Here is a 22,560-nt window from a genome sequence, read left to right as displayed (position 1 = left end):
GGCGCCGGCCCCGCCCCCCCCCCCCGGGGGGGGGGCCAGAATTATTTGTTGCCCGCCCCCTTGTCGGCGCGAGGCTTGCCCGCGAAGGCGCGCGCAAGATCGCCTTCGCGGGCAAGCCTCGCTCCTACACATTCAATCCAATTCAAATTCATCCAATATCCCGAACCAGCCGCCACGCCTCATCCACCGGCAGCGGCTGTTTCATCCGCTCGGCCAGCATCGCCATCGCCCGCTCTTCTTCACAGGCCACCGCGGCCACCACCACCCCGTGCTTGCCGAACAGGCCAATAAACGGTGGATGGTCAGGATCACCCTTGAATTCGACTTCATCCCAGCTCTCGGCATGGCCCAGGTAGTCGTAGTTTTTGCCGAAGTGCCAGGTCCAGAAATACGGCACGTCGAGATAATGCTCGTCGCCGCCGAGCATGTTGGTCGCCGCGATCCGCGCCTGTTGCTGCGCCAGACGCCAGTGCTCGATCCGTTGCGGCTGGCCGTTGAGCGGGAAGGTGGCGATATCGCCGACCGCCCACAGGCCTTCGGCCAGACGCATCCCACCATCGACCTTCAGCGATTGGTCTTTCTCTTTGGGCAGGTCGGCAAACACCGCAGTGGCCGGGGTCACGCCAATGCCGACCAGCACCAGATCTGCCGGTAAGCGTTGCCCGTTATCCAGAAGCACCGCTTCGACTTTGCCGGTTCCCTCGATGGACGCGGCTTCGCCCTGGGTGTGAAAGACCACGCCATGCGCTTCATGCAGGGCGCGAATCGCCTTGCCGACGGCCTCGCCAAATTGCGCGGCGAAGGGTACGGCATGGCGGGCGAGTACGGTCACGTCCAACCCATAAGTGCGCAGGGACGAAGCCGATTCCAGGGCAATAAAACTGTCGCCGATGATCACCGCCCGCTGCCCGGGTTTGGTCGCGTCGAGAATGCGCTGCGCCTGATCTTTCGAGCGCAGCAGGAACACTTGCGGCAGGTCAGCGCCGGGTAATTCCAGAGGTTTTGGAACGCCGCCAGTCGCCAGCAACGCCGCGTCGTAGCTCAGGGTTTGTCCGTCGGCCAGTTTCAAGGTTTTTTCCTGCGCGTTGAGGCTCGCCACTTCGCCGTGGATGCGTTCTATGCGTTGTTTGCGATAAAACTCCTCGTCGCGCAGCGGTGGGACTTCCTCCGGCGGCATTTCCCCGGCGATCACGAATTTGCTCAAAACGGTACGGTCGTAGCCGGCGTCAGTTTCGCGGTCGATCAGTTGGATGCGACCGCCGAAGCCTTTCTCGCGCAACGCAGCCGCCGCTGCGGTGCCTGCGGCGCCGGCGCCGACGATCACAAAGGTACGGTCATCGTCCGCTGGCGGCGTGTGCGGGTCGGACATCGGCTGATCGTCGACCCAGACTTCGTCTTCGCGCATTTCCAGCGGGTAGCGTTTGAGACTGTCCAGGGACGGCGGTTCACACAGCGCGCCGTCTTCGATTCGGAAAGCAGCTTTGTGCCACGGACAGATCAGCCGCCCGTGACACAGCGCGCCTTCGGCCAGCGGCGCCCCGGCGTGGGGACATTCGCCCTGGAAGGCGCGCAGTTGATCACCGACCCGCAGCAGGAGAATCTTGGTGTCGTCGATCCGGACCTCAAGGCCCCGGTTTTCCGGCACATCGGCGAAACGGGCAACGCGGTGCAGGGCCATGAGCGCTCTCCAGGCAGGTGTTTCTCTATTGAGTTTGGCCCTTATCCCGAGGTTCAGCTCAATTGCCACTGCCACCGCGCGAACGGTCCGGCTATAGTCTGCCAGCCGACGACGGCCCAACCCGCACAAGGTGCTCCGGTAATGACCCGATTGACCTCTCTGAACCCTTGGCTGGCGGCCGTTGCAGTCGCCCTTTGCGTGCAATTGCCCGTGCAGGCCCAGGAGCGTTTCACCCTCAATATCCCCGGTGTCACGGATGATCGACTGTTTACTTCGGCGGCTGCCAGCGATGCGCCCAATTGCGGCGGACACAACCAGTCCCCGGCCCTGAACTGGAACGCCGGCCCGGCAGGCACCCTCAGCTACGCCATCGTCATGCACGATCCCGATGGCGCGAAAGGCCAGGGCGTCGATCACTGGGTGCATTACGGCATCAAGGCGACCACCCACCAGATCCCGGCGGGTGTCGGTGCAAAATCCGCCCTCGAAGGCGTCGGTGGCACCAACGTCAAAGGCACCACGACTTATGTCGGTCCTTGCCCGCCAGTCGGCGACAGCGCTCACCACTACATCATCCAGATTTACGCCCTGGACCTGGCACCGGACGCCTTGCCCGCCGGCCTGACCCGCGCGCAACTGCTGGAAAAGATCAAAGATCACGTGCTGCGCAACAGCAGCGTGGTGCGGCGTTATCACCGCTGAAGATTTATTTCACAGCGGTTTAACCCGAACCTGGCGGGCTGTCCGTCTCAGAGGATGAATGGATCAATTTCCTCCTGAGGTCAGCCCCCATGTCCCTCCCTCTGCATTTTCTCCGCCCGGCCGCCCATGGTTTCGCCATTGGGCTGCTGCTGGCCGTTGCCGGTTGTGGTGTTTCGTCCAAGCCTGAATCCGCTGTCGTGGCGCCGCCGTCATCTTCACCGGCACCGGCTCAAGGTGAGTTGAAAACTGAAGCCGTGGTGTCGCGTGAAGCGGTGATGGCGGACGCCGTGATGGCCAAGCGTAGTGTGCGGCCGGCGCCGATGGCCAGTTTTGCGCCGATGTCTGAAGCTGCTCCGCCCGGTTATCGGGATGAGCAGCGCGAGCAATATCAGGCGTTGGCGGACAACCCGATCCACAGCGTGGCCGAAGCGCCGGTTTCGACCTTCAGCGCCGACGTCGATACCGGCGCCTATGCCAACGTCCGGCGCTTGCTGAATCAAGGGCGTTTGCCACCCGAAGGCGCGGTGCGGCTGGAGGAGATGGTCAATTACTTTCCCTACGATTACGCCTTGCCCACCGATGGCTCGCCGTTCGGCGTGACCACCGAACTGGCGCCGTCGCCGTGGAACCCGCATACGCGTTTGCTGCGCATCGGCATCAAGGCTTCGGACCGGGCGGTTTCGGAGTTGGCCCCCGCGAACCTGGTGTTTCTGGTGGACGTGTCCGGTTCGATGGACCGCCGCGAGGGGCTGCCGCTGGTTAAAAGCACGTTGAAGTTATTGGTCGATCAATTGCGCGAACAGGATCGGGTGTCACTGGTGGTCTACGCCGGCGAATCCCGTGTGGTACTGGAGCCGACTTCCGGACGTGAAAAAGCGAAGATTCGTACAGCCATCGACCAATTGACTGCCGGTGGCTCAACCGCTGGAGCGTCGGGCATCGAACTCGCCTATCAGATGGCGCAGCAGGCGTTTATCCCCAAAGGCATCAACCGCATTCTGCTGGCCACTGACGGTGACTTCAACGTCGGCATCAGCGACTTCGACAGCCTCAAGCAAATGGCTGTGGATAAACGCAAGACCGGCATTTCCCTGACCACCCTGGGTTTTGGTGTGGATAACTACAATGAACACCTGATGGAACAACTGGCCGATGCCGGCGACGGTAACTACGCCTACATCGACAACCTGCGTGAGGCGCGCAAAGTGCTGGTGGATCAACTCGGCTCGACCCTCGACGTGGTGGCGAAGAATGTGAAGCTGCAAGTGGAGTTCAACCCGGCGCAGGTCAGTGAATATCGGCTGTTGGGGTATGAAAACCGCTCGTTGAAGCGTGAAGATTTCAACAACGACAAGGTCGATGCCGGTGAAATCGGTGCAGGGCATACGGTGACGGCGTTGTATGAAATTGTGCCGAAGGGCGAGAAGGGATGGTTGGAGCCGTTACGGTATGGTGATTCTCCGTCAGTCCCTTCCGGGAAATCCGGGGAAATGGCGATGCTGCGTGTGCGATATCAACTGCCGGAAGGTGGGAATAGTCGTCTGATTGAGCGGCCGATCGGTTTGAGTTCAGCGCCTGCCAGTGATGACCTGCGCTTTGCGGCGGCCGTGGCAGCGTTTTCCCAGCAGTTGAAGGACGGCCGCTACACCGGTGATTTCAGCTTGAAAGACACCGAAGCCCTGGCCCGTGGCGCCCGGGGCGATGACCGCTTTGGCCTGCGCGCAGAGTTTGTGCAATTGGTTGAATTGGCCCAGAGCCTGCGGCTTTCCACGGCATCGAATCAGGTGTCCAATGCCAACCGCATCGAGTGAAGGGGATCATCGCTGATATGACTGCTCCTGAATTGAGCACCGACGCCAGCAGCGACGAATCGCTGCTGGCGCGCTATCGCTCGGGCGACGGGCCGGCGTTCGAGATCTTGTACGCCCGCCATCGCCATGGCCTTTATCGATTCCTCCTCGGCCTCAGCGGCAAAGCCGAACTCGCCGAAGAGGTTTATCAGGAGACTTGGCTGAGCCTGATCCGCAGCACCAGTCAGCCACAAGGCCGGGCGAACTTTCGTACCTGGCTTTACCAGATTGCCCGCAACCGACTGATCGACCACTGGCGCAAACATGGCATCCACAACCCCTTGCACGACAGCTACGACGAACAGGCCCACGCCGTGATCGACAACGCCGCCGACCCCGAACAACTGCTGAGCCTGAGCCGCGACACCCAACGCCTCGAAACCGCCCTGCAAACCTTGCCCGCCGACCAGCGCGAAGTCTTCCTGCTGCGCGCCCACGGCGACCTCGACCTGCCACAAATCGCCACCCTCACCGAAACACCGCTGGAAACCGTCAAAAGCCGCTTGCGCTACGCCCAGCAAAAACTGCGTCGGCTGCTGGCCGAGGAGGTACTGACATGACTGACGCCCGTCCTACGAAAGAAGACGAAGTGTTGAAACACTATCGTGAACACAGCAACGATGGCCCACCGGTGCATCTCGACGCCTTCATCCTGGCCGCTGCACACCGGGAAACACCTGTACGCAAACCGAGCATTTGGCAGCGTTGGGTTCAGGCCTGCCAGAAACCCCGTTGGCAGGTTGCGTTTGCCAGCCTGGTTGGCGTGGCACTGATGTTGGCGCTGGTGCAGCGAACTCCGGAACAAGAGCCGCAGTTCGACTCCGCCCCTGCGCCCAAAACATCATCCTTTGCGGCAAAAAAAGAAGCCCCGGCACCGATTGCACGTTCATTGTCCGCCCCCGCCGGCGCGATATCCGCACCAGCACCCGCAGCACCAATGGCCGATTTCGCCGCGCCCGCTCAGAGCGAATCAATCAACGCAGAAATGGCTGAAGAAGCAAAAGTCAGCAAACGCGGGGCGGCTCCGGTGAAAACCCTCGATGATCAATTGCGTGAAGTGATACGCCTGCAAAACACCGGTCAAACCCAAGCCGCCGATGAACTGTTGAAGACCTTGCACAAGCGTTTCCCTGACCAAAATCTCACAGCCCGACTCAAGGCCCTGAAGAAAAACTGAGCCAAAGAGCCTCTGCCAATTTGGCAACAACCCCCGAAAGCGCGCACTATCGGGGCATAGCCGATGCGTTGGAGGAAGCCGTGGCGAAAAAAATCGATCGCATCGCCCAAATGTTCAACTGCCCTGATAAAGGGGAGGAGTTGAGACGGGCTATTGCCGAGAGTCGTAAGGAATTTCTGCTGAATAAGCAGGAAGGAGTCGTTCCTGGGGAAGACATCGTTGAGGATGAGGTGTTGGAGGAGGGGGACGAGGATGATGAGGAATATGACGAGTTTGACTGGACGACTGAATGATGAAAAAACCGCTTCGGCGGTTTTTTTGTGTGCGTGGATTGCTTCGGTCACATGCTCGTTGACCGTGGCTCTGACAATCGAGCACTATAAGGTACTTTTTTTCGTACCTTTGGAGCGGTCATGGAGCAATTACTCGCTAGCCGGTCGGTAAGCATCACCGAACTCAAGCGCAGCCCAAGCACTGTGATCGAGCAGGCAGGCTCAGAGGCGATTGCTGTACTCAACCACAATCGTCCGGCCGCTTATCTCCTGCCGCACGCGGCTTATCAGGAACTGCTGGATCGGTTACAGGCAGCAGAAATTCGTGAGGCTATCGCCGCCAGCCGCAATGACCCACGTCCAGCCATTGCCGCCGATACGGTATTTGCTGAGCTCGACGCGCTCATTGATGAGGTCGCAGCCGACCAGGGTCGTTCATGAGGCAACTGCTTTTCTCCGCACACGCACGAGATGATTTACTGCAAATCGCGAGATACATCGCCCGTGACAATCCAGTTCGTGCCAAGTCGTTTGTCGGTGAGTTGCGAGTGCAATGTTCTCAGCTTATTACACAACCGCTTCTTGGGATTTCTCGGAATGACTACGCTAAAGGTGTGCGAATGATCAGTCATGGTCGATATCTGATCTTTTACAGCTCGGCCGCCAACGAGGTTCACATCGAGCGGGTACTGCACAGCGCGAGAGACATTGGGCGACTCTTTGAATCAAGCAGCGTTGATCATTAGGCAACCATCCGCTTGGCGGTAGTTGATCAGAGATACACGGTTTACAATCGGCCTCAACACGGCCCCTGTCGGTTGATGCGCTAAGGCGCTGAGATTGCTCAGGGGTTTTTTATTGGTTGGCGTTTTTTACTGTAGAAGTCACGAGTTGTCGGTGGTGAGCCCTGCCTGCAAAGCTAGCACCCACAAAAAAGCCCCAATCCCTGCGGACTGAGGCTTTCTCGTTTCTACTATATATGGTGCACCAGGCGGGATTCGAACCCACGACCACTGCCTTCGGAGGGCAGTACTCTATCCAGCTGAGCTACTGGTGCAAGCGGGCGCCATGATACTCATATGCGTTGCGGGCGTCCATGCTGCTGAATAGCCTGTGTTTTTCTATCCTGTAACAGCCGTTTGCTACGTTGATCAGAAAAAATAGGCAAATGCGCCGTTTTCGTTCTTTTTTTCGAACGGCCTATTGTCCTTTCCCGGCATTGATCCTAGGATTCGTTCGAGATTTCAAACGCTCTTGTCTGGGTGCTGAACCGCACGAGTTTCAATCAGTGCGCTATTTATGTGCTTCAGCCCGGTGAATGATTTCCCTGACGGCAGCCTTCGAGGCGCCTTTCTACAATCATAATTCGCTCCGCGCTGGTCGCGGTGCTGTTAAGGAAAGCCGACATGCAGCTTAAAGACACCCAGTTGTTCCGCCAACAAGCCTTTATCGATGGCGCTTGGGTCGATGCGGACAACGGTCAGACGATCAAGGTCAACAACCCGGCAACGGGCGAAATTCTGGGCACTGTGCCGAAAATGGGCGCTGCCGAAACCCGCCGTGCGATCGAAGCCGCAGACAAAGCGCTGCCGGCCTGGCGTGCACTGACCGCCAAGGACCGTGCGAACAAGCTGCGTCGCTGGTTCGAGCTGATCATCGAGAACCAGGATGACCTCGCTCGCCTGATGACCCTCGAGCAAGGCAAGCCATTGGCCGAAGCCAAGGGCGAAATCGTTTACGCCGCTTCCTTTATCGAGTGGTTCGCCGAAGAAGCCAAGCGCGTCTACGGTGATGTGATTCCGGGTCACCAGCCAGACAAGCGCCTGATCGTGATCAAGCAGCCAATCGGCGTGACCGCAGCGATCACCCCGTGGAACTTCCCGGCCGCGATGATCACCCGTAAGGCGGGTCCAGCATTGGCCGCCGGTTGCACCATGGTGCTCAAGCCTGCTTCGCAAACTCCGTTCTCGGCATTCGCTCTGGCTGAACTGGCCCAGCGTGCCGGCATCCCGAACGGTGTGTTCAGCGTTGTTTCCGGCAGCGCCGGCGACATCGGCAGCGAGCTGACCAGCAACCCGATCGTGCGTAAATTGTCCTTCACTGGCTCGACCGAAATCGGTCGTCAGCTGATGGCTGAATGCGCCAAGGACATCAAGAAAGTCTCCCTGGAACTGGGCGGCAACGCGCCGTTCATCGTGTTCGACGACGCGGACCTGGATAAGGCCGTCGAAGGCGCGATCATTTCCAAGTACCGCAACAACGGCCAGACCTGCGTCTGCGCCAACCGTCTGTACATTCAGGATTCGGTCTACGACGCGTTCGCCGAAAAGCTGAAAGTGGCCGTGGCCAAACTCAAGATCGGCAACGGTCTGGAAGAAGGCACCACCACTGGCCCGCTGATCGACGAAAAAGCCGTGGCCAAGGTTCAAGAGCACATTGCTGACGCGATCAGCAAAGGCGCAACCGTTCTGGCCGGTGGCAAGGTGATGGAAGGCAACTTCTTCGAGCCGACCATCCTGACCAACGTGCCGAAAAATGCAGCTGTGGCCAAGGAAGAAACCTTCGGTCCATTGGCGCCGCTGTTCCGCTTCAAAGACGAAGCCGAAGTGATCGCGATGTCCAACGACACCGAGTTCGGTCTGGCTTCGTACTTCTATGCCCGTGACCTGGGCCGTGTGTTCCGTGTGGCTGAAGCCCTGGAATACGGCATGGTCGGCGTCAACACCGGGTTGATCTCCAACGAAGTCGCGCCGTTTGGCGGCATCAAGGCGTCGGGCCTGGGCCGTGAAGGCTCCAAGTACGGCATCGAAGATTACCTGGAAATCAAATACCTCTGCCTGGGCATCTAAGCCCGGCAAGGCGTTTTGCTTCAAGCAGAAAGGGCACGAGAGCGCTGTCCCTTTCTGCGCTTCAAACGGAATTTTCTCTGCGGCCGGGAAAGCTGTGGCAGTCGATCATCGCATGCTGCCGTAGTTGCCTCCCCGCCACATTTTCCTTGAGCTACGCCGCCCGATGAGCGGTGAATGAGGACTTTATGAGCAAGACTAACGCATCCCTGATGAAACGCCGCGAAGCCGCTGTACCACGCGGTGTTGGCCAGATTCACCCGATCTTCGCCGAGTCCGCGAAGAACGCCACCGTGACCGACGTTGAAGGTCGCGAGTTCATCGACTTCGCCGGCGGTATCGCCGTGCTGAACACCGGCCACGTGCACCCGAAAATCATCGCCGCCGTGACCGAGCAGCTGAACAAGCTGACCCACACTTGCTTCCAGGTTCTGGCTTACGAGCCGTACGTAGAAGTGTGCGAAAAAATCAACGCCAAGGTGCCAGGTGATTTCGCCAAGAAAACCCTGCTGGTTACCACCGGTTCCGAAGCGGTAGAGAACGCCGTGAAAATCGCCCGCGCCGCCACTGGCCGTGCCGGCGTGATTGCGTTCACTGGCGCCTACCACGGTCGCACCATGATGACCCTGGGCCTGACCGGTAAAGTCGTGCCTTATTCGGCCGGCATGGGCCTGATGCCAGGCGGCATCTTCCGCGCGCTGTACCCGAACGAACTGCACGGTGTGAGCATCGACGACTCGATCGCCAGCATCGAACGCATCTTCAAGAACGACGCCGAGCCGCGTGATATCGCTGCGATCATCATCGAGCCGGTTCAGGGCGAAGGCGGTTTCTACGTCGCGCCTAAAGAGTTCATGAAGCGCCTGCGTGCTCTGTGCGACCAGCACGGCATCCTGTTGATTGCTGACGAAGTGCAAACCGGCGCTGGCCGTACCGGTACTTTCTTCGCCATGGAACAGATGGGCGTTGCTGCCGACCTGACCACTTTCGCCAAATCCATCGCTGGCGGCTTCCCGTTGGCCGGTGTGTGCGGTAAAGCCGAATACATGGACGCCATTGCTCCGGGCGGCCTGGGCGGCACCTACGCTGGTAGCCCGATCGCTTGCGCCGCGGCCCTGGCCGTGATGGAAGTGTTTGAAGAAGAACACCTGCTGGACCGTTGCAAGGCAGTCGGCGAGCGTCTGGTCACTGGCCTCAAAGCCATCCAGGCCAAGTACCCGGTGATCGGCGAAGTCCGTGCCCTGGGCGCGATGATCGCAGTCGAGCTGTTCGTCGATGGCGACAGCCACAAGCCTAACGCTCCTGCAGTAGCAGCCGTTGTGGCGAAGGCTCGCGATAAAGGTCTGATCCTGCTGTCTTGCGGTACCTACGGCAACGTTCTGCGCGTCCTGGTACCGCTGACTTCGCCGGACGAGCAACTGGACAAAGGTCTGGCAATCATCGAAGAGTGCTTCTCGGAACTCTGATCGCCAAGTGTGACCTGATCGACAAAAAAACCCGCTTCGGCGGGTTTTTTCGTGTCCGCGGAACACATCGCGCTGTATCGAATGGCCAGCATTGACTAAGGTTCATGCATTGCCGTTGGAGGTACGAATGACCGCTGTGGTTCTACCCGCTGTTCCGCGAGTGCTGATTGCCGAGGCCGACCCCTGGTCCCGCGACCTGCTCAAGCAGGTGTTGTTGAATGTGCGTTGCGACGCACGGCTGGACCTGTGCGCCGATGGCCAGCAAGCGATGGAGCTGCTGGCGACTGTGCCTTACGACCTGGTGCTCGTTGACTGGGAATTGCCCGGTATCGATGGCCTGAACGTCTTACGCAGTGTTCGTCAGCGCAAACGCAATCCGCCGTTGCCGTTCATTTTGTTGAGCAGCCGCAATGACAGTGCCAGTGTGCGCGAAGCTTTGCCCTTGGCGCCGACCGCGTACCTGACCAAACCCCTCGACATGGAAAACCTGACTCATCGTCTGCAAGAGTTGCTGTTAAACGCCGGGGAAGAGGTGTCCTGCGAGGTGCCTGCGCTGTCGCCGGGCATGACGTTGTCGGTGTACCTGGAGCGTCGACGCGAATCGACTGACGGCGCGCCGCTGATGACTGACGTGCAGTTGGCGGTCAAACGCAGCCTGAATCCCAATGGTCTCGATCTGACGCTGCTGGAAGCCGAGATTCGCAACGATCCGCAAATCACCGCCGTGCTGATCGCAGCGGCCAACAGCGCGGCCCAGCACCATGGCGTCGGGGTGCAAACCCTGTCCCAGGCGCTGCATCGCCTGGGCACCGGGCAAAGCATGAACCTGATTCTGGGCCTGGCACTCAAGCGTTGCGCGCGGCTCAGTGATCCGCTGCTGGCGGACTACGCCGAACGCTATTGGGATTTGTCGCTGCGCACCGCCGAATATGGCCGGACCCTGGCGCGCTTGCTGGATCTGGACCAAGAGCGCTGTTATTGCGCGGGGATGCTGCACCGCCTCGGCGACCTGGCATTGCTGCGTTGCTTGCAGGAATGGAAGCAGGCCGGGGGCGAGCTGGACGAGTGGGAAGAGATTGGCGATGCGCTGGCCGAATTCGGCGCGAGCTACGGTTCGGCGCTGCGAACTCGCTGGCGCTTGCCGCTGGAGTTGCGAGAGCTGATTGCAGCGGTCTACCAGCTCGGTGGAGGGGTTTACTCCCGCGAAGCGCTGGTGATGAACATGGCCGCGCAACTGGCGTGCCTGACCGAGCATGAAGGCATTGAAGAACTGGCCAAGAGCCGGACGGCGCGATTGCTCAAGATTGGGTTGCCGGAACTGATGCGACTGCGCAAAAAGTAGGCTTTACATAAAACTTGTGGGAGCGAGCTTGCTCGCGATGAGGTACTGACATTCAACAGGGATGTTGACTGAAAGTCCGCTATCGCGAGCAAGCTCGCTCCCACATTGGTTTTGTAGTGAATCGTCAGGCCGAGATAATCCGGTTCTTGCCCTGGCGCTTGGCTTCGTACATCGCCGCATCGGCGCGGGCGAACAGGCTGTCGAGGCTTTCGTCCTCGACGGTGAGGCTGGTCAGGCCCTGGCTAACGGTGATGCCGAACGTCTGGTCTTCATGGCTGAAGCTCAACCGCTGAATCTCCCGTTGCAGGCGCTCGGCTACTTGCATGGCCATGTCTGGCGCGCAGCCCGGGAATACCGCAGCAAACTCTTCTCCGCCAATTCGTCCGAACAGATCTCCCCGGCGTAATGCCGCACGACCGCTTTCGGCAATGTGTTGCAGCACGGTGTCGCCTGCCGGGTGGCCGTAGCTGTCGTTGACCACTTTGAAGTCATCGATGTCCAGCAGCAGGAAGGCCAGCGGCGCGCCTTGCAGCTTCGCCTGTTCAAATTCGCGATGAGCGCATTCGAAGAAGTGTCGACGGTTGCTGCTTTGGGTCAGCACGTCGGTGGTCGCCAGGCGTTGCAGCTCGGTTTCCATCTGCTTCTTTTCGGTGATGTCCTCGGCAATGCCGACGATGATCACCGGTTGCCCCGGTTCGGCCTGACGGTTGATGAAGCATTTGTCGCTGAGCCAGCGTACTTGGCCGTCGGCCGCGATGATGCGGTACTCGCGGTCTTCGACGGCACCTTTGACCAGCACTTCGGCCAGGCTACGCTCGGCGTAGTCCAGATCGTCCGGGTAGATGCTGTCGCGCCACTGGTTGTAGTCGGCCAGCAACAGCCCGGCGGAACGGCCGAAAATCCGTTCGTAGGCCGGGCTGACGTAAAGCACCTGACGGGTTTCCCAGTTGAATGCCCAAAGCACGGCGTTGACGCTGACCAGCAGCGAGCTGAAGAGTTGTTCGCGTTCGCTCAGGCGTGCGACTTCACCTTGGGCATGCATGAGCGCCATCAGGGTTTGCGCGGCCTCGGGCCACTGAGGGTGGGATGAGTCTTGTAGGTTTTTGGTGACCATCGGCACAGATCTCAAAGGGCGTGCACCGCTCGAGGTTTCGAAAGCGGCCACTACGTGGGCCCTTTATCGATTATTTCTTGTGCCACAGCAGGCGCTGTCACGCTTTGGTGGGAAATAATTGATAACAGGTCTCGTCCCGCCTGGATGGCGAAGTGTCTTTGAGATAGGGGATTTGGAGCTTAGTTCCCGGCTGACGGGGCTTGGGAGGGGGCTCCCGCCGGGCGGTACTGGCGACGCGTTTTTTCAGTGAAAGAACGCGTCGTCAGGTTTTGCGTCTGCTACAGGTCAGACGGCAGCTGGGCGCAGGGAGTAGGTTTTCAGCTGATCGGCGAAGTCGCGCAGGGATTGAATCCCGCTGGCTTCGGCTTCGTGCACCCAATCCTTTATCGCGGCAAGCATGTCGTGACCATTTGAGCTGGTCTTGACCCAGATCTGCTGCAAGGCCAGGCGTTTCTCGTAAATTACCTTCAGCGCCTGGCTGTGCTCGAGCATGTTCTGGATGCGGATATGGTGCTTGTCATCCAGCAGGCTGGTTTCCCGCGAGAGCAAACGCTTGGCGCGATGGAACTGGTGACGGACCGAGTGATCGACCTTTTCCAGCTCTTGCTTGACCAGCGGTGCGATCACGAGCTTGCGGTACTGGGCCATGATCTGGAAGCGGTTGTTGAGGATGGCCATGGCGGTGTCCATGTCCAGGCTGCCCTTGCCTTCGACCCGATGGGCGATCGGTGCGACACGCTGGACCTTGGCCAGACGGAAGAAACTGAAGACCTGGATCCAGGCCCAGCCGAGGTCGAATTCCCACTTCTTCACCGACAGTTTTGCCGAGTTAGGGTAGGTGTGATGGTTGTTATGCAGTTCTTCGCCGCCGATCAGGATGCCCCAAGGCACCAGATTGGTCGCCGCGTCGCGGCATTCGAAGTTGCGGTAACCGATGGCATGGCCCAGGCCATTGACGACGCCGGCGGCCCAGACCGGGATCCACATCATCTGGATGGCCCAGATGGTGATGCCGATGGTGCCGAACAGCAGCAGGTCGATGACGCCCATGATCGCTACACCCAACAGCGGGAAACGGGTGTAAAGGTTGCGTTCGATCCAGTCTTCGGGGCAGTTCTTGCCGTAGATGCGCAGGGTTTCCGGGTTTTCCGCTTCCTCGCGGTACAACTCGGCGCCTTTGCGCAAAACGGTGGAAAGGCCCTTGATGACCGGGCTGTGCGGGTCATCGATGGTTTCGCATTTGGCGTGATGCTTGCGGTGGATGGCTGTCCACTCGCGGGTGTTCTGCGCCGTGGTCAACCACAGCCAGAAGCGGAAGAAATGTTTCAGGCCGGCATTGAGCTCCAGGGAGCGATGGGCTGAATAACGATGCAGATAGACCGTGACGCCAACAATCGTGACGTGGGTCATCAGCAGGGTGACTGCCACCAGTGACCAGGGCGACAAGCCGAGAAAACCTTCGTACCACATAGGCTATAGGGCCCTCGATAAATAAAAAAACAGCCGTTGCATTATCACTAAGCCCACAGATAAAACCAGTCGCCCTTTCAGATAAGAGTGGCTGGATGTTTCTTTCACCTATAATTCCAACCCTTTTGTAGGGACATGGACGGCCGAATGTCAGCCACACACCGCGATGCCTTGCGTGCAGCGCTGCTTTACCTGGTGCTTTCAGTAGTCTGGCTCCAGTTCAGTGGTTATTTATTGAACAGTTTCTTCGATAGCTCCACCGAACTGTTGCGATGGCAACTGATCAACGGTTACGCCTGGGTGCTGCTCAGCGCCGGATTAATCTTCCTCGCCCGGGCCAGATTATTCCGCTGCCTGGGAATCGGCGCGAAATTGCGTGAGCGTAGCGAAGACCGGGAGCGGCTGCGCCAGGCCGCCGCCGTGTTCGATTGCACCCACGAAGGGGTTCTGGTCACCGACAGCCAAGGCCTGATCGTGCATGTGAACCGGGCGTTTATGGAAATCACCGGCTATCAGAGTGAAGAAGTCCTCGGTCAGCAGCCGAGCATGTTCAAGTCCGGCCACCACCCGCCGGCGTTCTATCAGGCAATGTTTGCGATGCTAAACAGCGCCGGCCAGTGGAGTGGGGAGATCTGGAACCGGCGCAAAAGCGGCGAGATCTACCCGCAATGGCAGACCATCCGCATCATTCATGACGATCTGGGCCGACTCAGTCATTACGTGGCAGTGTTTTCCGACATCAGTGCGATCAAGAACTCCGAGCACGAACTGACGCACCTGGCTCACCACGATCCGTTGACTGATCTGCCCAACCGCCTGCTGTTCACCGATCGCGTCGAGCAGGCATTGACCTCGGCGCAACTGCACAAACGCGGCTGCGCCTTGCTGATGATCGATCTGGATCACTTCAAGATGATCAACGACAGCCTCGGGCACAACGTCGGCGATCAATTGCTCAAGGCCGTGGCCGAGCGTTTCAAGGGCCTGTTCGTGCCGGGCATCACTTTGGCGCGGCTGGGCGGCGACGAGTTTGCGGTCCTCGCGGAAAACTGTCCGCAACTGGTGCAGGCCGCCGCGCTGGCGCAGCGGATCATCGATGGCCTCAAGCAGCCGTTCGAGATCGACGGCCACCAGTTGTTCATCAACGCCAGCATCGGCATCAGCCTGTTCCCCAGCGACGCCCTGGGCGCCGAGCAATTGCTGCGCAATGCCGATTCGGCGCTGTTCAAGGCCAAGAGTGCCGGTCGCGATGGCTACGCGCTGTACACCGAAGAATTGACCGCGCATGCCCAGCAGCGGGTCGAGATCGCTTTCGAACTGCGCCGCGCCCTGGAAATGCAGGAGCTGCGCGTCTACTACCAACCGGTCCATGACCTCAAAACCAGTCGTTTAGTGGGTGTCGAAGCGCTGGTGCGCTGGGAGCATCCGCAACGCGGGTTGATCTCGCCGGCGGAGTTCATTCCCGTCGCTGAACGCACCGGGCTGATTTCCGAGATCGATGCCTGGGTCATGCAGCAGGCCTGTCAGCAGATGTGCGATTGGCAGCAGGCGGGCGTGGTGTTGTCGTTTGTCGCCGTGAACGTGTCTTCGCGTTTGTTTGCCCGCCGCGAGTTGTATCAACAGGTGGCGCAGGTGCTGCGCGAAACCGGCCTGGACCCGGCGTATCTGGAACTGGAAGTCACCGAAAGCGCGGTGATGGACGATCCGGAAGTGGCGCTGGAGCAGATGCATCGCCTGCGCGAATTGGGGGTTCGGCTGGCCATCGACGATTTTGGCACCGGGTATTCGTCGCTGCTGCGGCTCAAGCGTCTGCCCGTGCAGAAACTCAAGATCGATCAGGGGTTTGTCGCCGGGCTGCCGTGGGACGAGGACGATGGCGCGATTGTGCGGGTGATTATTGCGTTGGCCAAAAGCATGGGGATGCAGGTGCACGCCGAAGGGATCGAGCAGGTGGAGCAGGCGGGTTTCCTGCTCGAACAGGAATGTGATCTGGGGCAGGGCTACTGGTTTGGCCGGCCGGTGCCGGCTGAGCAACTGGATTGGACGCGGGCTCCGGTGATTGGATGAGGCTCGACCTGCTTGTGTGGCGAGGGGGCTTGCCCCCGTCGGGTGGCGAAGCCGCCCCAAAATGTCTGATACACCGCGCTAGCAGAATTTACGACTGCTTCGCAGCCGAACGGGGGCAAGCCCCCTCGCCACAGGGGTTTTGTGTGGCTTTCGAAAAAGCGAAATCCCTCGCAACCCCTTGTCCCATCAAATAATACTTTCTGGTTATATAAACATTCTTAAATAGTCTTTTTAAGAATATCCGCGCCTATCTACTATTGCCCTCACGCCGCAAGCAGTGCCGCCACTGCCAGGCAACCTCTCAGTCGAAGGAGCAGCACCATGAGCGCATCCCTACGTAGCGTTGACGGCCAGGACGAAGCAACCATCTTGCGTGAGATCCAGAGCGCATTGCGCGACCTGCGTTTCGGCGCAGTGGAAATTACTGTGCACAACGCACAGGTGGTCCAGATCGAACGCAAAGAGAAATTCCGCTTGCAGAACCCGGCCAACAAGCCGAGCTGAAGCGAAAAAAATCACAGCCTTCGACAGTTCCTGCGGGGGACCCAGGCAGGAGCTGCCGAAGACTGTGATCGTTAACCGGCAACCGCAATTCCAGAAACCCATAAGAAAAGCCAACACCATCAGAATTCCAGGAGCTTTCACCATGTCGTCGATTCGTCATTTCGCTTTGGCCGCGCTGGCCAGCGCCCTTTTTGCGGGTTCCGCGGTTGCCAAGGATTACGAGCTGCTCAACGTGTCGTACGACCCAACTCGTGAGCTGTATCAGGATTACAACGCCGAATTCATCAACTTCTGGAAGAAAGACCACGCTGGCGACAACGTGAAAATCCAGCAATCCCACGGCGGTTCGGGCAAACAAGGCCGTGCGGTAATCGACGGCCTGCGTGCTGACGTAGTGACCCTGGCCCTGGCCGGTGACATCGACGAAATCGCCAAACTCGGCAAGACCCTACCGGCTGACTGGCAAAAACGCCTGCCGGATGCGAGCACTCCTTACACCTCGACCATCGTGTTCCTGGTGCGCAAGGGCAACCCTAAAGGCATCAAGGATTGGGGCGACCTGATCAAGAATGACGTGTCGGTCATCACCCCTAACCCGAAAACCTCCGGCGGTGCGCGCTGGAACTTCCTCGCGGCCTGGGCCTATGGCCTGAAAGCCAACGGCGGTGACGAGGCCAAGGCCAAAGAATATATCCAGACCCTGTTCAAGCACGTACCCGTGCTGGACACCGGTGCTCGCGGTTCGACCATCACCTTCGTCAACAACGGTCAGGGCGACGTGTTGCTGGCCTGGGAAAACGAAGCGTTCCTGGCATTGAAAGAAGACGGCGGCGCGGACAAGTTCGAAATCGTCGTGCCTTCGCTGTCGATCCTCGCCGAACCACCGGTGGCCGTAGTCGACAAGAACGCCGAGAAGAAGGGCAACGAGCAAATCGCCGAAGCCTATCTCAAGCACCTGTACAGCCCGGCGGGTCAGGAAATCGCTGCGAAAAACTTCTACCGTCCTCGTGACAAAGACGTAGCGGCGAAGTATTCCAAGCAGTTCCCGACCCTGGACCTGGTGACCATCGACAAAGACTTCGGCGGCTGGAAAACTGCGCAACCGAAATTCTTCAATGACGGTGGCGTGTTCGACCAGATTTACCAGGCGCAGTAACCTGATTTGAGCCACACACGAGCCTGATGCTCAGGCACGGACCATGTGGGAGCGAGCCTGCTCGCGAAAGCGGTGTGTCAGACGGCGTAATTGTTGACTGATGTTCCCTCTTCGCGAGCAGGCTCGCTCCCACATTGATGCGTTTAGCAGACTGCTTTTTGACCAAGGACTTTTATGTCGCGTCGTATCTCCCCCGTCATACCCGGCTTCGGGCTGACGCTGGGCTACACCTTGGTGTACCTCAGCCTGATTGTGCTCATTCCACTGGCGGCGATGTTCGTGCATGCCGCCCAGCTCACCTGGGATCAGTTCTACGCCATCGTCACCGCGCCTCGGGTGCTGGCGGCGTTGAAGTTGAGCTTCGGCACCGCGCTGTACGCCGCGATCATCAACGGCATTATCGGCACGTTGCTGGCCTGGGTGTTGGTGCGCTACACCTTCCCCGGCCGCAAGATCATCGACGCGATGATCGACCTGCCGTTCGCCTTGCCCACCGCCGTGGCCGGTATCGCGCTGACCGCGCTGTACACGCCGACCGGCCTGGTCGGGCAGTTCGCCGCGGACATGGGTTTCAAGATCGCCTACACCCCGCTTGGCATCACCCTGGCGCTGACCTTCGTCACGCTGCCGTTCGTGGTGCGCACGGTGCAGCCGGTGTTGGCCGACATCCCCCGTGAAGTCGAAGAAGCCGCTGCCTGCCTCGGCGCCAAGCCGTTGCAAGTGTTCCGCTACATCCTGGTGCCCGCGTTGTTGCCGGCCTGGCTGACCGGTTTCGCCCTGGCGTTTGCCCGTGGCGTCGGTGAGTACGGTTCGGTGATTTTCATCGCCGGCAACATGCCGATGAAAACCGAAATCCTGCCGCTGCTGATCATGGTCAAACTCGACCAATACGATTACACCGGTGCTACCTCCATTGGCGTGTTGATGCTGGTGGTTTCCTTCGTCCTGTTGCTGCTGATCAACTTGCTGCAGCGGCGCATCGAAACCCCATAAGGAGGCGCGAATAATGTCCCAATCGTCTATTGCGGCCGCCTCTTCGGCCAACGCTGCGCGCCGTGGCAGTGCCACCTCGCGGCGCATCCTGATCGGCCTGTGCTGGCTGGTCTTCACCCTGTTTTTGCTATTGCCGCTGTTTATCGTGGTCTCCCAAGGCCTGAAAAACGGCCTGGGCGCGTTCTTCACCGCGATCTTTGAGCCGGACGCCTTGTCGGCGCTGAAACTCACGGTGATCGCGGTGCTGATTTCGGTGCCGCTGAACGTGGTCTTCGGCGTCAGCGCGGCGTGGTGCGTGAGTAAATACTCGTTCCGTGGCAAGAGCATGCTCGTGACGCTGATCGACCTGCCTTTCTCGGTGTCGCCGGTGATCGCCGGTCTGGTCTACGTGCTGATGTTCGGCGCCCAGGGCCTGTTCGGGCCGTGGTTGCAGGATCACGACATCCAGATCGTCTTCGCCCTGCCGGGCATCGTGCTGGCGACGATTTTCGTCACCGTGCCGTTCGTGGCGCGCGAGCTGATCCCGCTGATGCAGGAACAAGGCACCCAGGAAGAAGAAGCCGCGCGCCTGCTCGGCGCCAATGGTTGGCAGATGTTCTGGCACGTCACCGTTCCCAATATCAAATGGGGCCTGATCTACGGCGTGGTGTTGTGTACTGCGCGTGCGATGGGTGAGTTCGGTGCGGTGTCGGTGGTTTCCGGGCACATTCGCGGGGTGACCAACACCCTGCCGCTGCACGTCGAGATCCTCTACAACGAATACAACCACGTGGCCGCGTTCGCTGTGGCGAGCCTGTTGCTGATCATGGCGCTCTTCATCCTGCTGCTGAAGCAGTGGAGCGAAAACCGTATTAACCGCCTGCGCGCCAGCGCCGCGGAGGAATAACTCATGTCGATCGAAGTGCGTAACGTCAGCAAGAATTTCAACGCGTTCAAGGCCCTGAACGACATCAGCCTGGACATCCACAGCGGCGAGCTCGTGGCGCTGCTCGGCCCGTCCGGTTGCGGCAAGACCACGCTGCTGCGGATCATCGCCGGCCTGGAAACCCCGGACCAGGGCAACATCGTGTTCCACGGTGAAGACGTTTCCGGCCATGACGTGCGTGATCGCAACGTCGGCTTCGTGTTCCAGCACTACGCCTTGTTCCGCCACATGACGGTGTTCGACAACGTCGCGTTCGGCCTGCGCATGAAGCCGAAAAACCAGCGCCCGAGCGAAAGCCAGATCGCGGTGAAAGTCCACGAACTGCTGAACATGGTGCAACTGGATTGGCTGTCGGATCGCTACCCGGAGCAACTGTCCGGTGGTCAGCGTCAGCGGATTGCTTTGGCCCGCGCGTTGGCGGTGGAACCGAAAGTCTTGCTGCTGGACGAACCGTTCGGCGCACTGGATGCCAAGGTTCGCAAGGAACTGCGTCGCTGGCTGGCGCGGCTGCACGAAGACATCAACCTGACTTCCGTGTTCGTGACTCACGACCAGGAAGAGGCGATGGAAGTCGCGGACCGCATCGTGGTGATGAACAAGGGTGTGATCGAGCAGATTGGCTCACCGGGCGACGTCTACGAAAACCCGGCCAGCGATTTCGTTTATCACTTCCTCGGTGATTCGAACCGTCTGCACTTGGGCGACGACAATCACGTGCTGTTCCGTCCGCACGAAGTGTCGCTGTCGCGGCATGAGCTGGAGGATCACCACGCGGCTGAAGTGCGGGATATCCGTCCGCTGGGCGCCACCACGCGGGTGACGTTGAAGGTGGAAGGGCAGAGCGAATTGATCGAGGCCGAAGTGGTGAAGGATCACGACAGCCTGGTTGGCTTGGCCAAGGGTGAGACGTTGTTCTTCAAGCCCAAGGTTTGGCAGAAAGTCGCCAACATCTGAGATCAAAAGCTTCGCGGGCAAGCCTCGCTCCTACAAGGATCATGCAATCCAATGTAGGAGCGAGGCTTGCCCGCGAAAGCGATCTACACAGCAGCGCGATTCGGATTAACCCGAACACCACCCGCCCGCGCCTCAATCTGCTCCTTGAGGTCCCGCCGCAACCCCAGCAAAAACGCCAACTCCGCCACCACAAACAGCGGCCCGACAATCAATCCCGTCACATCATCGACAAACGCCGGTTTGCGCCCTTCGTAGTGATGGCCGACAAACTGGATCGCCCAGCCAATCACAAACATCCCCACGCCGCTGCTCAGCCAGACCATCGTGCTTTGCTGCGCGAGCAGTTGACCTGCCCAAATGCACAAGCCCAGCAACACCGTCATCAGCACCCCGAGGCGCAGTTCCAGGCGCAGGTAAAACCACGCAGACGCCAACGCCACCAACATCGCCGGCGAAACCCAGCCGCCGGCCCATTGCGGCCGCGACAGTAAAACCGCCACCGCCACCACAATCAGCGGAATACCGATAAAGTGGCTGGCGATGTTGCGCGGGTCACGGTGGTAGGCGGCATATTGACTGAGATGGTCAACGAGGCTTTTCATTGTTATTCCTCCTGTAGGGTGATTGATCATGCCCCGGGTACAGTGTTCGCTCTGTCAGCCAGGCGACAATCTCTAGGAGAGTTAATGGATATGCAGGTTTGGCGTCCACGCCTGATGAGTGGGCAGTGGTTCAGTCATTTACCCGTTTCCCTACAGGATAGTCTGCTGGCGTTGGCCCGGGTGCGGCGCTTGGCGCCGGGTCAGCGCCTGTTCAAACGCGGCGATCCGCCGTGCGGGTTGTACGCGGTGCTCGAAGGCACTGTGCGCATCGGCGCAGTGAGCGAGCAGGGCAAGGAGGCGTTGTTGAGCCTGGTGGAACCGCCGCACTGGTTCGGCGAAATCTGCCTGTTCGACGGCCAGCCGCGAACCCACGACGCGTTTGGCGCCGGCCCGTGCTCGCTGTTGCACATCCCGCAGTCGGCGCTGCTGAAACTGCTCGATGAACAACCGCTGTACTGGCGGCAACTGGCCCTGCTGATGAGCCACAAACTGCGCCTGACCTTCATCAACCTCGAACAGCTCAGCCTGATGCCAGCCCCGGCGCGCCTGGCCCATCGCCTGCTGATGATTGCCGAAGGCTACGGCGAAATCGACCCGCCGCGCCGAGTGCTGCAACTGCCCCAGGAGCAACTGGCGTCGATGCTGTCGCTGTCGCGCCAGACCACCAACCAGATGCTCAAGGAGTTGCAGGGCCAAGGGATTATCGGGTTGGGTTATGGCGAAATCGAAATCCTCGATGCCGAGCGGTTACGAGCACTCGCCACAATCTAACCGCAACCACCAAACCCCTGTAGGAGCCGAGCTTGCTCGCGAAGAGGCCGGGCCAGTCAACAGAAATTTATCGACTGACAGGGCCTCTTCGCGAGCAAGCTCTGCTCCTACAGGTTTTGTATTGGGATCCATCGAAGTTTGTGATGGGCAACCAGCCCAAACGCGCCTAGCCTGTACCCCTGAATAATCGAGGTGTGCCATGCGTGTCCTGTTAGTGGAAGACGAACCCGAAATCGCCAAACGCCTGGCCAACGGCCTGAGCGAAGCGAGCTATTCGGTGGATGTGGCGCTCAACGGCATGGACGGCCGCCGCTTCATCGAGTCCGGCGAATACGACCTGATTATCCTCGACGTCATGCTCCCGGGCCTCAACGGCTGGCAGTTGCAGCAACAAATCCGCAAGCTCGGCGAAACCCCGGTGCTGTTCCTCACCACCAAGGACGGCATCGAAGATCGCTTGCGTGGATTGGAGCTGCATGAGGATGACTACCTGCTCAAACCGTTTGCCGTGAGTGAGCTCGTGGCGCGGGTACGCAAGTTATTGCGGCGGGATCGGGGGCGCTGAAAGATTTCTGTGGCGTCTGGGAAATCGCCTTCGCGGGCAAGCCTCGCTCCTACATTGGATCGCATGACCCCTGTAGGAGCGAGGCTTGCCCGCGAAGAGGCCTGTC

At 59.6% G+C, this 22,560-nt stretch carries 22 protein-coding genes and 1 tRNA gene; 18 read left to right on the top strand and 5 right to left on the bottom strand.

Annotated features, from left to right (window positions below; all coding sequences use genetic code 11):
* Positions 1 to 148 precede the first annotated feature (148 nt).
* A complete protein-coding gene (locus ACIOYV_RS20375) occupies positions 149 to 1,678 on the bottom strand; it encodes an FAD-dependent oxidoreductase (protein ID WP_401326464.1) in 1,530 nt (509 codons plus the stop codon).
* 141 nt (positions 1,679 to 1,819) lie between these two features.
* On the opposite strand from ACIOYV_RS20375, the gene ACIOYV_RS20370 reads away from it, so the two are divergent.
* The 7 genes from ACIOYV_RS20370 to ACIOYV_RS20340 all read left to right on the top strand — a co-directional run bounded on the left by ACIOYV_RS20370 (position 1,820) and on the right by ACIOYV_RS20340 (position 6,425).
* Positions 1,820 to 2,380, top strand: coding sequence for a YbhB/YbcL family Raf kinase inhibitor-like protein (locus ACIOYV_RS20370; protein ID WP_054050253.1), 561 nt, complete (start codon positions 1,820 to 1,822; stop codon positions 2,378 to 2,380).
* A gap of 89 nt (positions 2,381 to 2,469) precedes the next feature.
* Positions 2,470 to 4,191, top strand: coding sequence for a von Willebrand factor type A domain-containing protein (locus tag ACIOYV_RS20365; protein ID WP_401326461.1), 1,722 nt, complete (start codon positions 2,470 to 2,472; stop codon positions 4,189 to 4,191).
* Between the two features lie 17 nt (positions 4,192 to 4,208).
* Positions 4,209 to 4,790: an RNA polymerase sigma factor gene (locus tag ACIOYV_RS20360; RefSeq protein WP_401326459.1), complete on the top strand. Its 582-nt coding sequence runs from the start codon at positions 4,209 to 4,211 to the stop codon at positions 4,788 to 4,790.
* Complete coding sequence (locus ACIOYV_RS20355) at positions 4,787 to 5,407, top strand: hypothetical protein (protein ID WP_401326456.1); 621 nt, start codon at positions 4,787 to 4,789, stop codon at positions 5,405 to 5,407. Before ACIOYV_RS20360 ends, ACIOYV_RS20355 begins: the two co-directional genes overlap by 4 nt.
* 20 nt (positions 5,408 to 5,427) lie before the next feature.
* Positions 5,428 to 5,700, top strand: coding sequence for a hypothetical protein (locus ACIOYV_RS20350; protein WP_401326453.1), 273 nt, complete (start codon positions 5,428 to 5,430; stop codon positions 5,698 to 5,700).
* A gap of 120 nt (positions 5,701 to 5,820) precedes the next feature.
* The gene (locus ACIOYV_RS20345) at positions 5,821 to 6,120 is read left to right on the top strand and encodes a type II toxin-antitoxin system prevent-host-death family antitoxin (protein ID WP_401326450.1); all 300 of its coding nucleotides are present in this window, start codon (positions 5,821 to 5,823) and stop codon (positions 6,118 to 6,120) included.
* Positions 6,117 to 6,425 (top strand): type II toxin-antitoxin system RelE/ParE family toxin, encoded by a 309-nt coding sequence (locus tag ACIOYV_RS20340; RefSeq protein ID WP_401326447.1) that lies wholly within the window; start codon positions 6,117 to 6,119, stop codon positions 6,423 to 6,425. Before ACIOYV_RS20345 ends, ACIOYV_RS20340 begins: the two co-directional genes overlap by 4 nt.
* A gap of 234 nt (positions 6,426 to 6,659) precedes the next feature.
* Here the strand turns inward: ACIOYV_RS20340 and ACIOYV_RS20335 are convergent.
* Positions 6,660 to 6,736: transfer RNA gene (locus ACIOYV_RS20335), tRNA-Arg, on the bottom strand.
* 349 nt (positions 6,737 to 7,085) lie between these two features.
* Between ACIOYV_RS20335 and gabD the strand changes: the two genes are divergently transcribed.
* The 3 genes from gabD (at position 7,086) to ACIOYV_RS20320 (ending at position 11,333) form a co-directional block, all read left to right on the top strand.
* Positions 7,086 to 8,528: an NADP-dependent succinate-semialdehyde dehydrogenase gene (gabD, locus tag ACIOYV_RS20330; protein WP_054050229.1), complete on the top strand. Its 1,443-nt coding sequence runs from the start codon at positions 7,086 to 7,088 to the stop codon at positions 8,526 to 8,528.
* A gap of 185 nt (positions 8,529 to 8,713) precedes the next feature.
* Positions 8,714 to 9,991 (top strand): 4-aminobutyrate--2-oxoglutarate transaminase, encoded by a 1,278-nt coding sequence (gabT, locus tag ACIOYV_RS20325; protein ID WP_090177104.1) that lies wholly within the window; start codon positions 8,714 to 8,716, stop codon positions 9,989 to 9,991.
* A gap of 127 nt (positions 9,992 to 10,118) precedes the next feature.
* Complete coding sequence (locus ACIOYV_RS20320; RefSeq protein WP_401326443.1) at positions 10,119 to 11,333, top strand: HDOD domain-containing protein; 1,215 nt, start codon at positions 10,119 to 10,121, stop codon at positions 11,331 to 11,333.
* A gap of 124 nt (positions 11,334 to 11,457) precedes the next feature.
* Here ACIOYV_RS20320 and ACIOYV_RS20315 read toward each other — a convergent pair whose 3' ends face one another.
* Together ACIOYV_RS20315 and desA are read right to left on the bottom strand one after the other, a co-directional pair.
* Positions 11,458 to 12,447: a GGDEF domain-containing protein gene (locus ACIOYV_RS20315; protein WP_401326441.1), complete on the bottom strand. Its 990-nt coding sequence runs from the start codon at positions 12,445 to 12,447 to the stop codon at positions 11,458 to 11,460.
* A gap of 285 nt (positions 12,448 to 12,732) precedes the next feature.
* A complete protein-coding gene (desA, locus tag ACIOYV_RS20310) occupies positions 12,733 to 13,917 on the bottom strand; it encodes a delta-9 fatty acid desaturase DesA (protein WP_401326439.1) in 1,185 nt (394 codons plus the stop codon).
* A gap of 147 nt (positions 13,918 to 14,064) precedes the next feature.
* Between desA and dibA the strand changes: the two genes are divergently transcribed.
* The 6 genes from dibA to ACIOYV_RS20280 all read left to right on the top strand — a co-directional run bounded on the left by dibA (position 14,065) and on the right by ACIOYV_RS20280 (position 20,516).
* Positions 14,065 to 15,984 carry a phosphodiesterase DibA gene (gene dibA / locus ACIOYV_RS20305; protein ID WP_401326436.1) on the top strand — a complete coding sequence of 640 codons (1,920 nt, stop codon included), beginning with the start codon at positions 14,065 to 14,067 and terminating at the stop codon, positions 15,982 to 15,984.
* 321 nt (positions 15,985 to 16,305) lie between these two features.
* Complete coding sequence (gene oscA / locus ACIOYV_RS20300; RefSeq protein WP_059404116.1) at positions 16,306 to 16,488, top strand: sulfur starvation response protein OscA; 183 nt, start codon at positions 16,306 to 16,308, stop codon at positions 16,486 to 16,488.
* 142 nt (positions 16,489 to 16,630) lie between these two features.
* The gene (locus ACIOYV_RS20295; protein ID WP_054050215.1) at positions 16,631 to 17,644 is read left to right on the top strand and encodes a sulfate ABC transporter substrate-binding protein; all 1,014 of its coding nucleotides are present in this window, start codon (positions 16,631 to 16,633) and stop codon (positions 17,642 to 17,644) included.
* A gap of 174 nt (positions 17,645 to 17,818) precedes the next feature.
* Complete coding sequence (cysT, locus tag ACIOYV_RS20290) at positions 17,819 to 18,637, top strand: sulfate ABC transporter permease subunit CysT (protein ID WP_123402746.1); 819 nt, start codon at positions 17,819 to 17,821, stop codon at positions 18,635 to 18,637.
* A 13-nt stretch (positions 18,638 to 18,650) separates the two neighbouring features.
* Positions 18,651 to 19,523, top strand: coding sequence for a sulfate ABC transporter permease subunit CysW (cysW, locus tag ACIOYV_RS20285; protein WP_054050211.1), 873 nt, complete (start codon positions 18,651 to 18,653; stop codon positions 19,521 to 19,523).
* Between the two features lie 3 nt (positions 19,524 to 19,526).
* Positions 19,527 to 20,516 carry a sulfate/molybdate ABC transporter ATP-binding protein gene (locus tag ACIOYV_RS20280; protein WP_054050209.1) on the top strand — a complete coding sequence of 330 codons (990 nt, stop codon included), beginning with the start codon at positions 19,527 to 19,529 and terminating at the stop codon, positions 20,514 to 20,516.
* Positions 20,517 to 20,599: 83 nt separating this feature from the next.
* Here the strand turns inward: ACIOYV_RS20280 and ACIOYV_RS20275 are convergent, their stop codons facing one another.
* Entirely contained in the window at positions 20,600 to 21,118 is a 519-nt protein-coding gene (locus ACIOYV_RS20275; protein WP_401326431.1) for a DUF962 domain-containing protein, read from the bottom strand.
* 84 nt (positions 21,119 to 21,202) lie between these two features.
* Here ACIOYV_RS20275 and ACIOYV_RS20270 point away from each other — a divergent pair, with 84 nt between their 5' ends.
* Positions 21,203 to 21,889 carry a Crp/Fnr family transcriptional regulator gene (locus ACIOYV_RS20270; RefSeq protein WP_401326428.1) on the top strand — a complete coding sequence of 229 codons (687 nt, stop codon included), beginning with the start codon at positions 21,203 to 21,205 and terminating at the stop codon, positions 21,887 to 21,889.
* Between the two features lie 199 nt (positions 21,890 to 22,088).
* Complete coding sequence (locus ACIOYV_RS20265) at positions 22,089 to 22,454, top strand: response regulator (RefSeq protein WP_054616574.1); 366 nt, start codon at positions 22,089 to 22,091, stop codon at positions 22,452 to 22,454.
* Positions 22,455 to 22,560: the final 106 nt, after the last annotated feature.

The organism is Pseudomonas sp. NPDC087342 (assembly GCF_044744265.1).
GTDB lineage: Bacteria > Pseudomonadota > Gammaproteobacteria > Pseudomonadales > Pseudomonadaceae > Aquipseudomonas > Aquipseudomonas nunensis.
Note: the sequence above shows the minus strand (reverse complement) of the source record. Positions and strands in the feature narration are given on the sequence as shown.

Bases quoted from the DNA above. Each gene is read 5' to 3' on its own strand.
- ACIOYV_RS20345 (WP_401326450.1), top strand. From the start codon at position 5,821: ATGGAGCAATTACTCGCTAGCCGGTCGGTAAGCATCACCGAACTCAAG.
- ACIOYV_RS20315 (WP_401326441.1), bottom strand. From the start codon at position 12,447: ATGGTCACCAAAAACCTACAAGACTCATCCCACCCTCAGTGGCCCGAG.
- ACIOYV_RS20295 (WP_054050215.1), top strand. From the start codon at position 16,631: ATGTCGTCGATTCGTCATTTCGCTTTGGCCGCGCTGGCCAGCGCCCTT.
- ACIOYV_RS20275 (WP_401326431.1), bottom strand. From the start codon at position 21,118: ATGAAAAGCCTCGTTGACCATCTCAGTCAATATGCCGCCTACCACCGT.
- gabT (WP_090177104.1), top strand. From the start codon at position 8,714: ATGAGCAAGACTAACGCATCCCTGATGAAACGCCGCGAAGCCGCTGTA.
- ACIOYV_RS20365 (WP_401326461.1), top strand. From the start codon at position 2,470: ATGTCCCTCCCTCTGCATTTTCTCCGCCCGGCCGCCCATGGTTTCGCC.
- ACIOYV_RS20355 (WP_401326456.1), top strand. From the start codon at position 4,787: ATGACTGACGCCCGTCCTACGAAAGAAGACGAAGTGTTGAAACACTAT.
- cysT (WP_123402746.1), top strand. From the start codon at position 17,819: ATGTCGCGTCGTATCTCCCCCGTCATACCCGGCTTCGGGCTGACGCTG.
- ACIOYV_RS20370 (WP_054050253.1), top strand. From the start codon at position 1,820: ATGACCCGATTGACCTCTCTGAACCCTTGGCTGGCGGCCGTTGCAGTC.
- cysW (WP_054050211.1), top strand. From the start codon at position 18,651: ATGTCCCAATCGTCTATTGCGGCCGCCTCTTCGGCCAACGCTGCGCGC.
- ACIOYV_RS20340 (WP_401326447.1), top strand. From the start codon at position 6,117: ATGAGGCAACTGCTTTTCTCCGCACACGCACGAGATGATTTACTGCAA.
- oscA (WP_059404116.1), top strand. From the start codon at position 16,306: ATGAGCGCATCCCTACGTAGCGTTGACGGCCAGGACGAAGCAACCATC.
- desA (WP_401326439.1), bottom strand. From the start codon at position 13,917: ATGTGGTACGAAGGTTTTCTCGGCTTGTCGCCCTGGTCACTGGTGGCA.
- dibA (WP_401326436.1), top strand. From the start codon at position 14,065: ATGTCAGCCACACACCGCGATGCCTTGCGTGCAGCGCTGCTTTACCTG.
- gabD (WP_054050229.1), top strand. From the start codon at position 7,086: ATGCAGCTTAAAGACACCCAGTTGTTCCGCCAACAAGCCTTTATCGAT.
- ACIOYV_RS20375 (WP_401326464.1), bottom strand. From the start codon at position 1,678: ATGGCCCTGCACCGCGTTGCCCGTTTCGCCGATGTGCCGGAAAACCGG.
- ACIOYV_RS20360 (WP_401326459.1), top strand. From the start codon at position 4,209: ATGACTGCTCCTGAATTGAGCACCGACGCCAGCAGCGACGAATCGCTG.
- ACIOYV_RS20265 (WP_054616574.1), top strand. From the start codon at position 22,089: ATGCGTGTCCTGTTAGTGGAAGACGAACCCGAAATCGCCAAACGCCTG.
- ACIOYV_RS20270 (WP_401326428.1), top strand. From the start codon at position 21,203: ATGGATATGCAGGTTTGGCGTCCACGCCTGATGAGTGGGCAGTGGTTC.
- ACIOYV_RS20320 (WP_401326443.1), top strand. From the start codon at position 10,119: ATGACCGCTGTGGTTCTACCCGCTGTTCCGCGAGTGCTGATTGCCGAG.
- ACIOYV_RS20280 (WP_054050209.1), top strand. From the start codon at position 19,527: ATGTCGATCGAAGTGCGTAACGTCAGCAAGAATTTCAACGCGTTCAAG.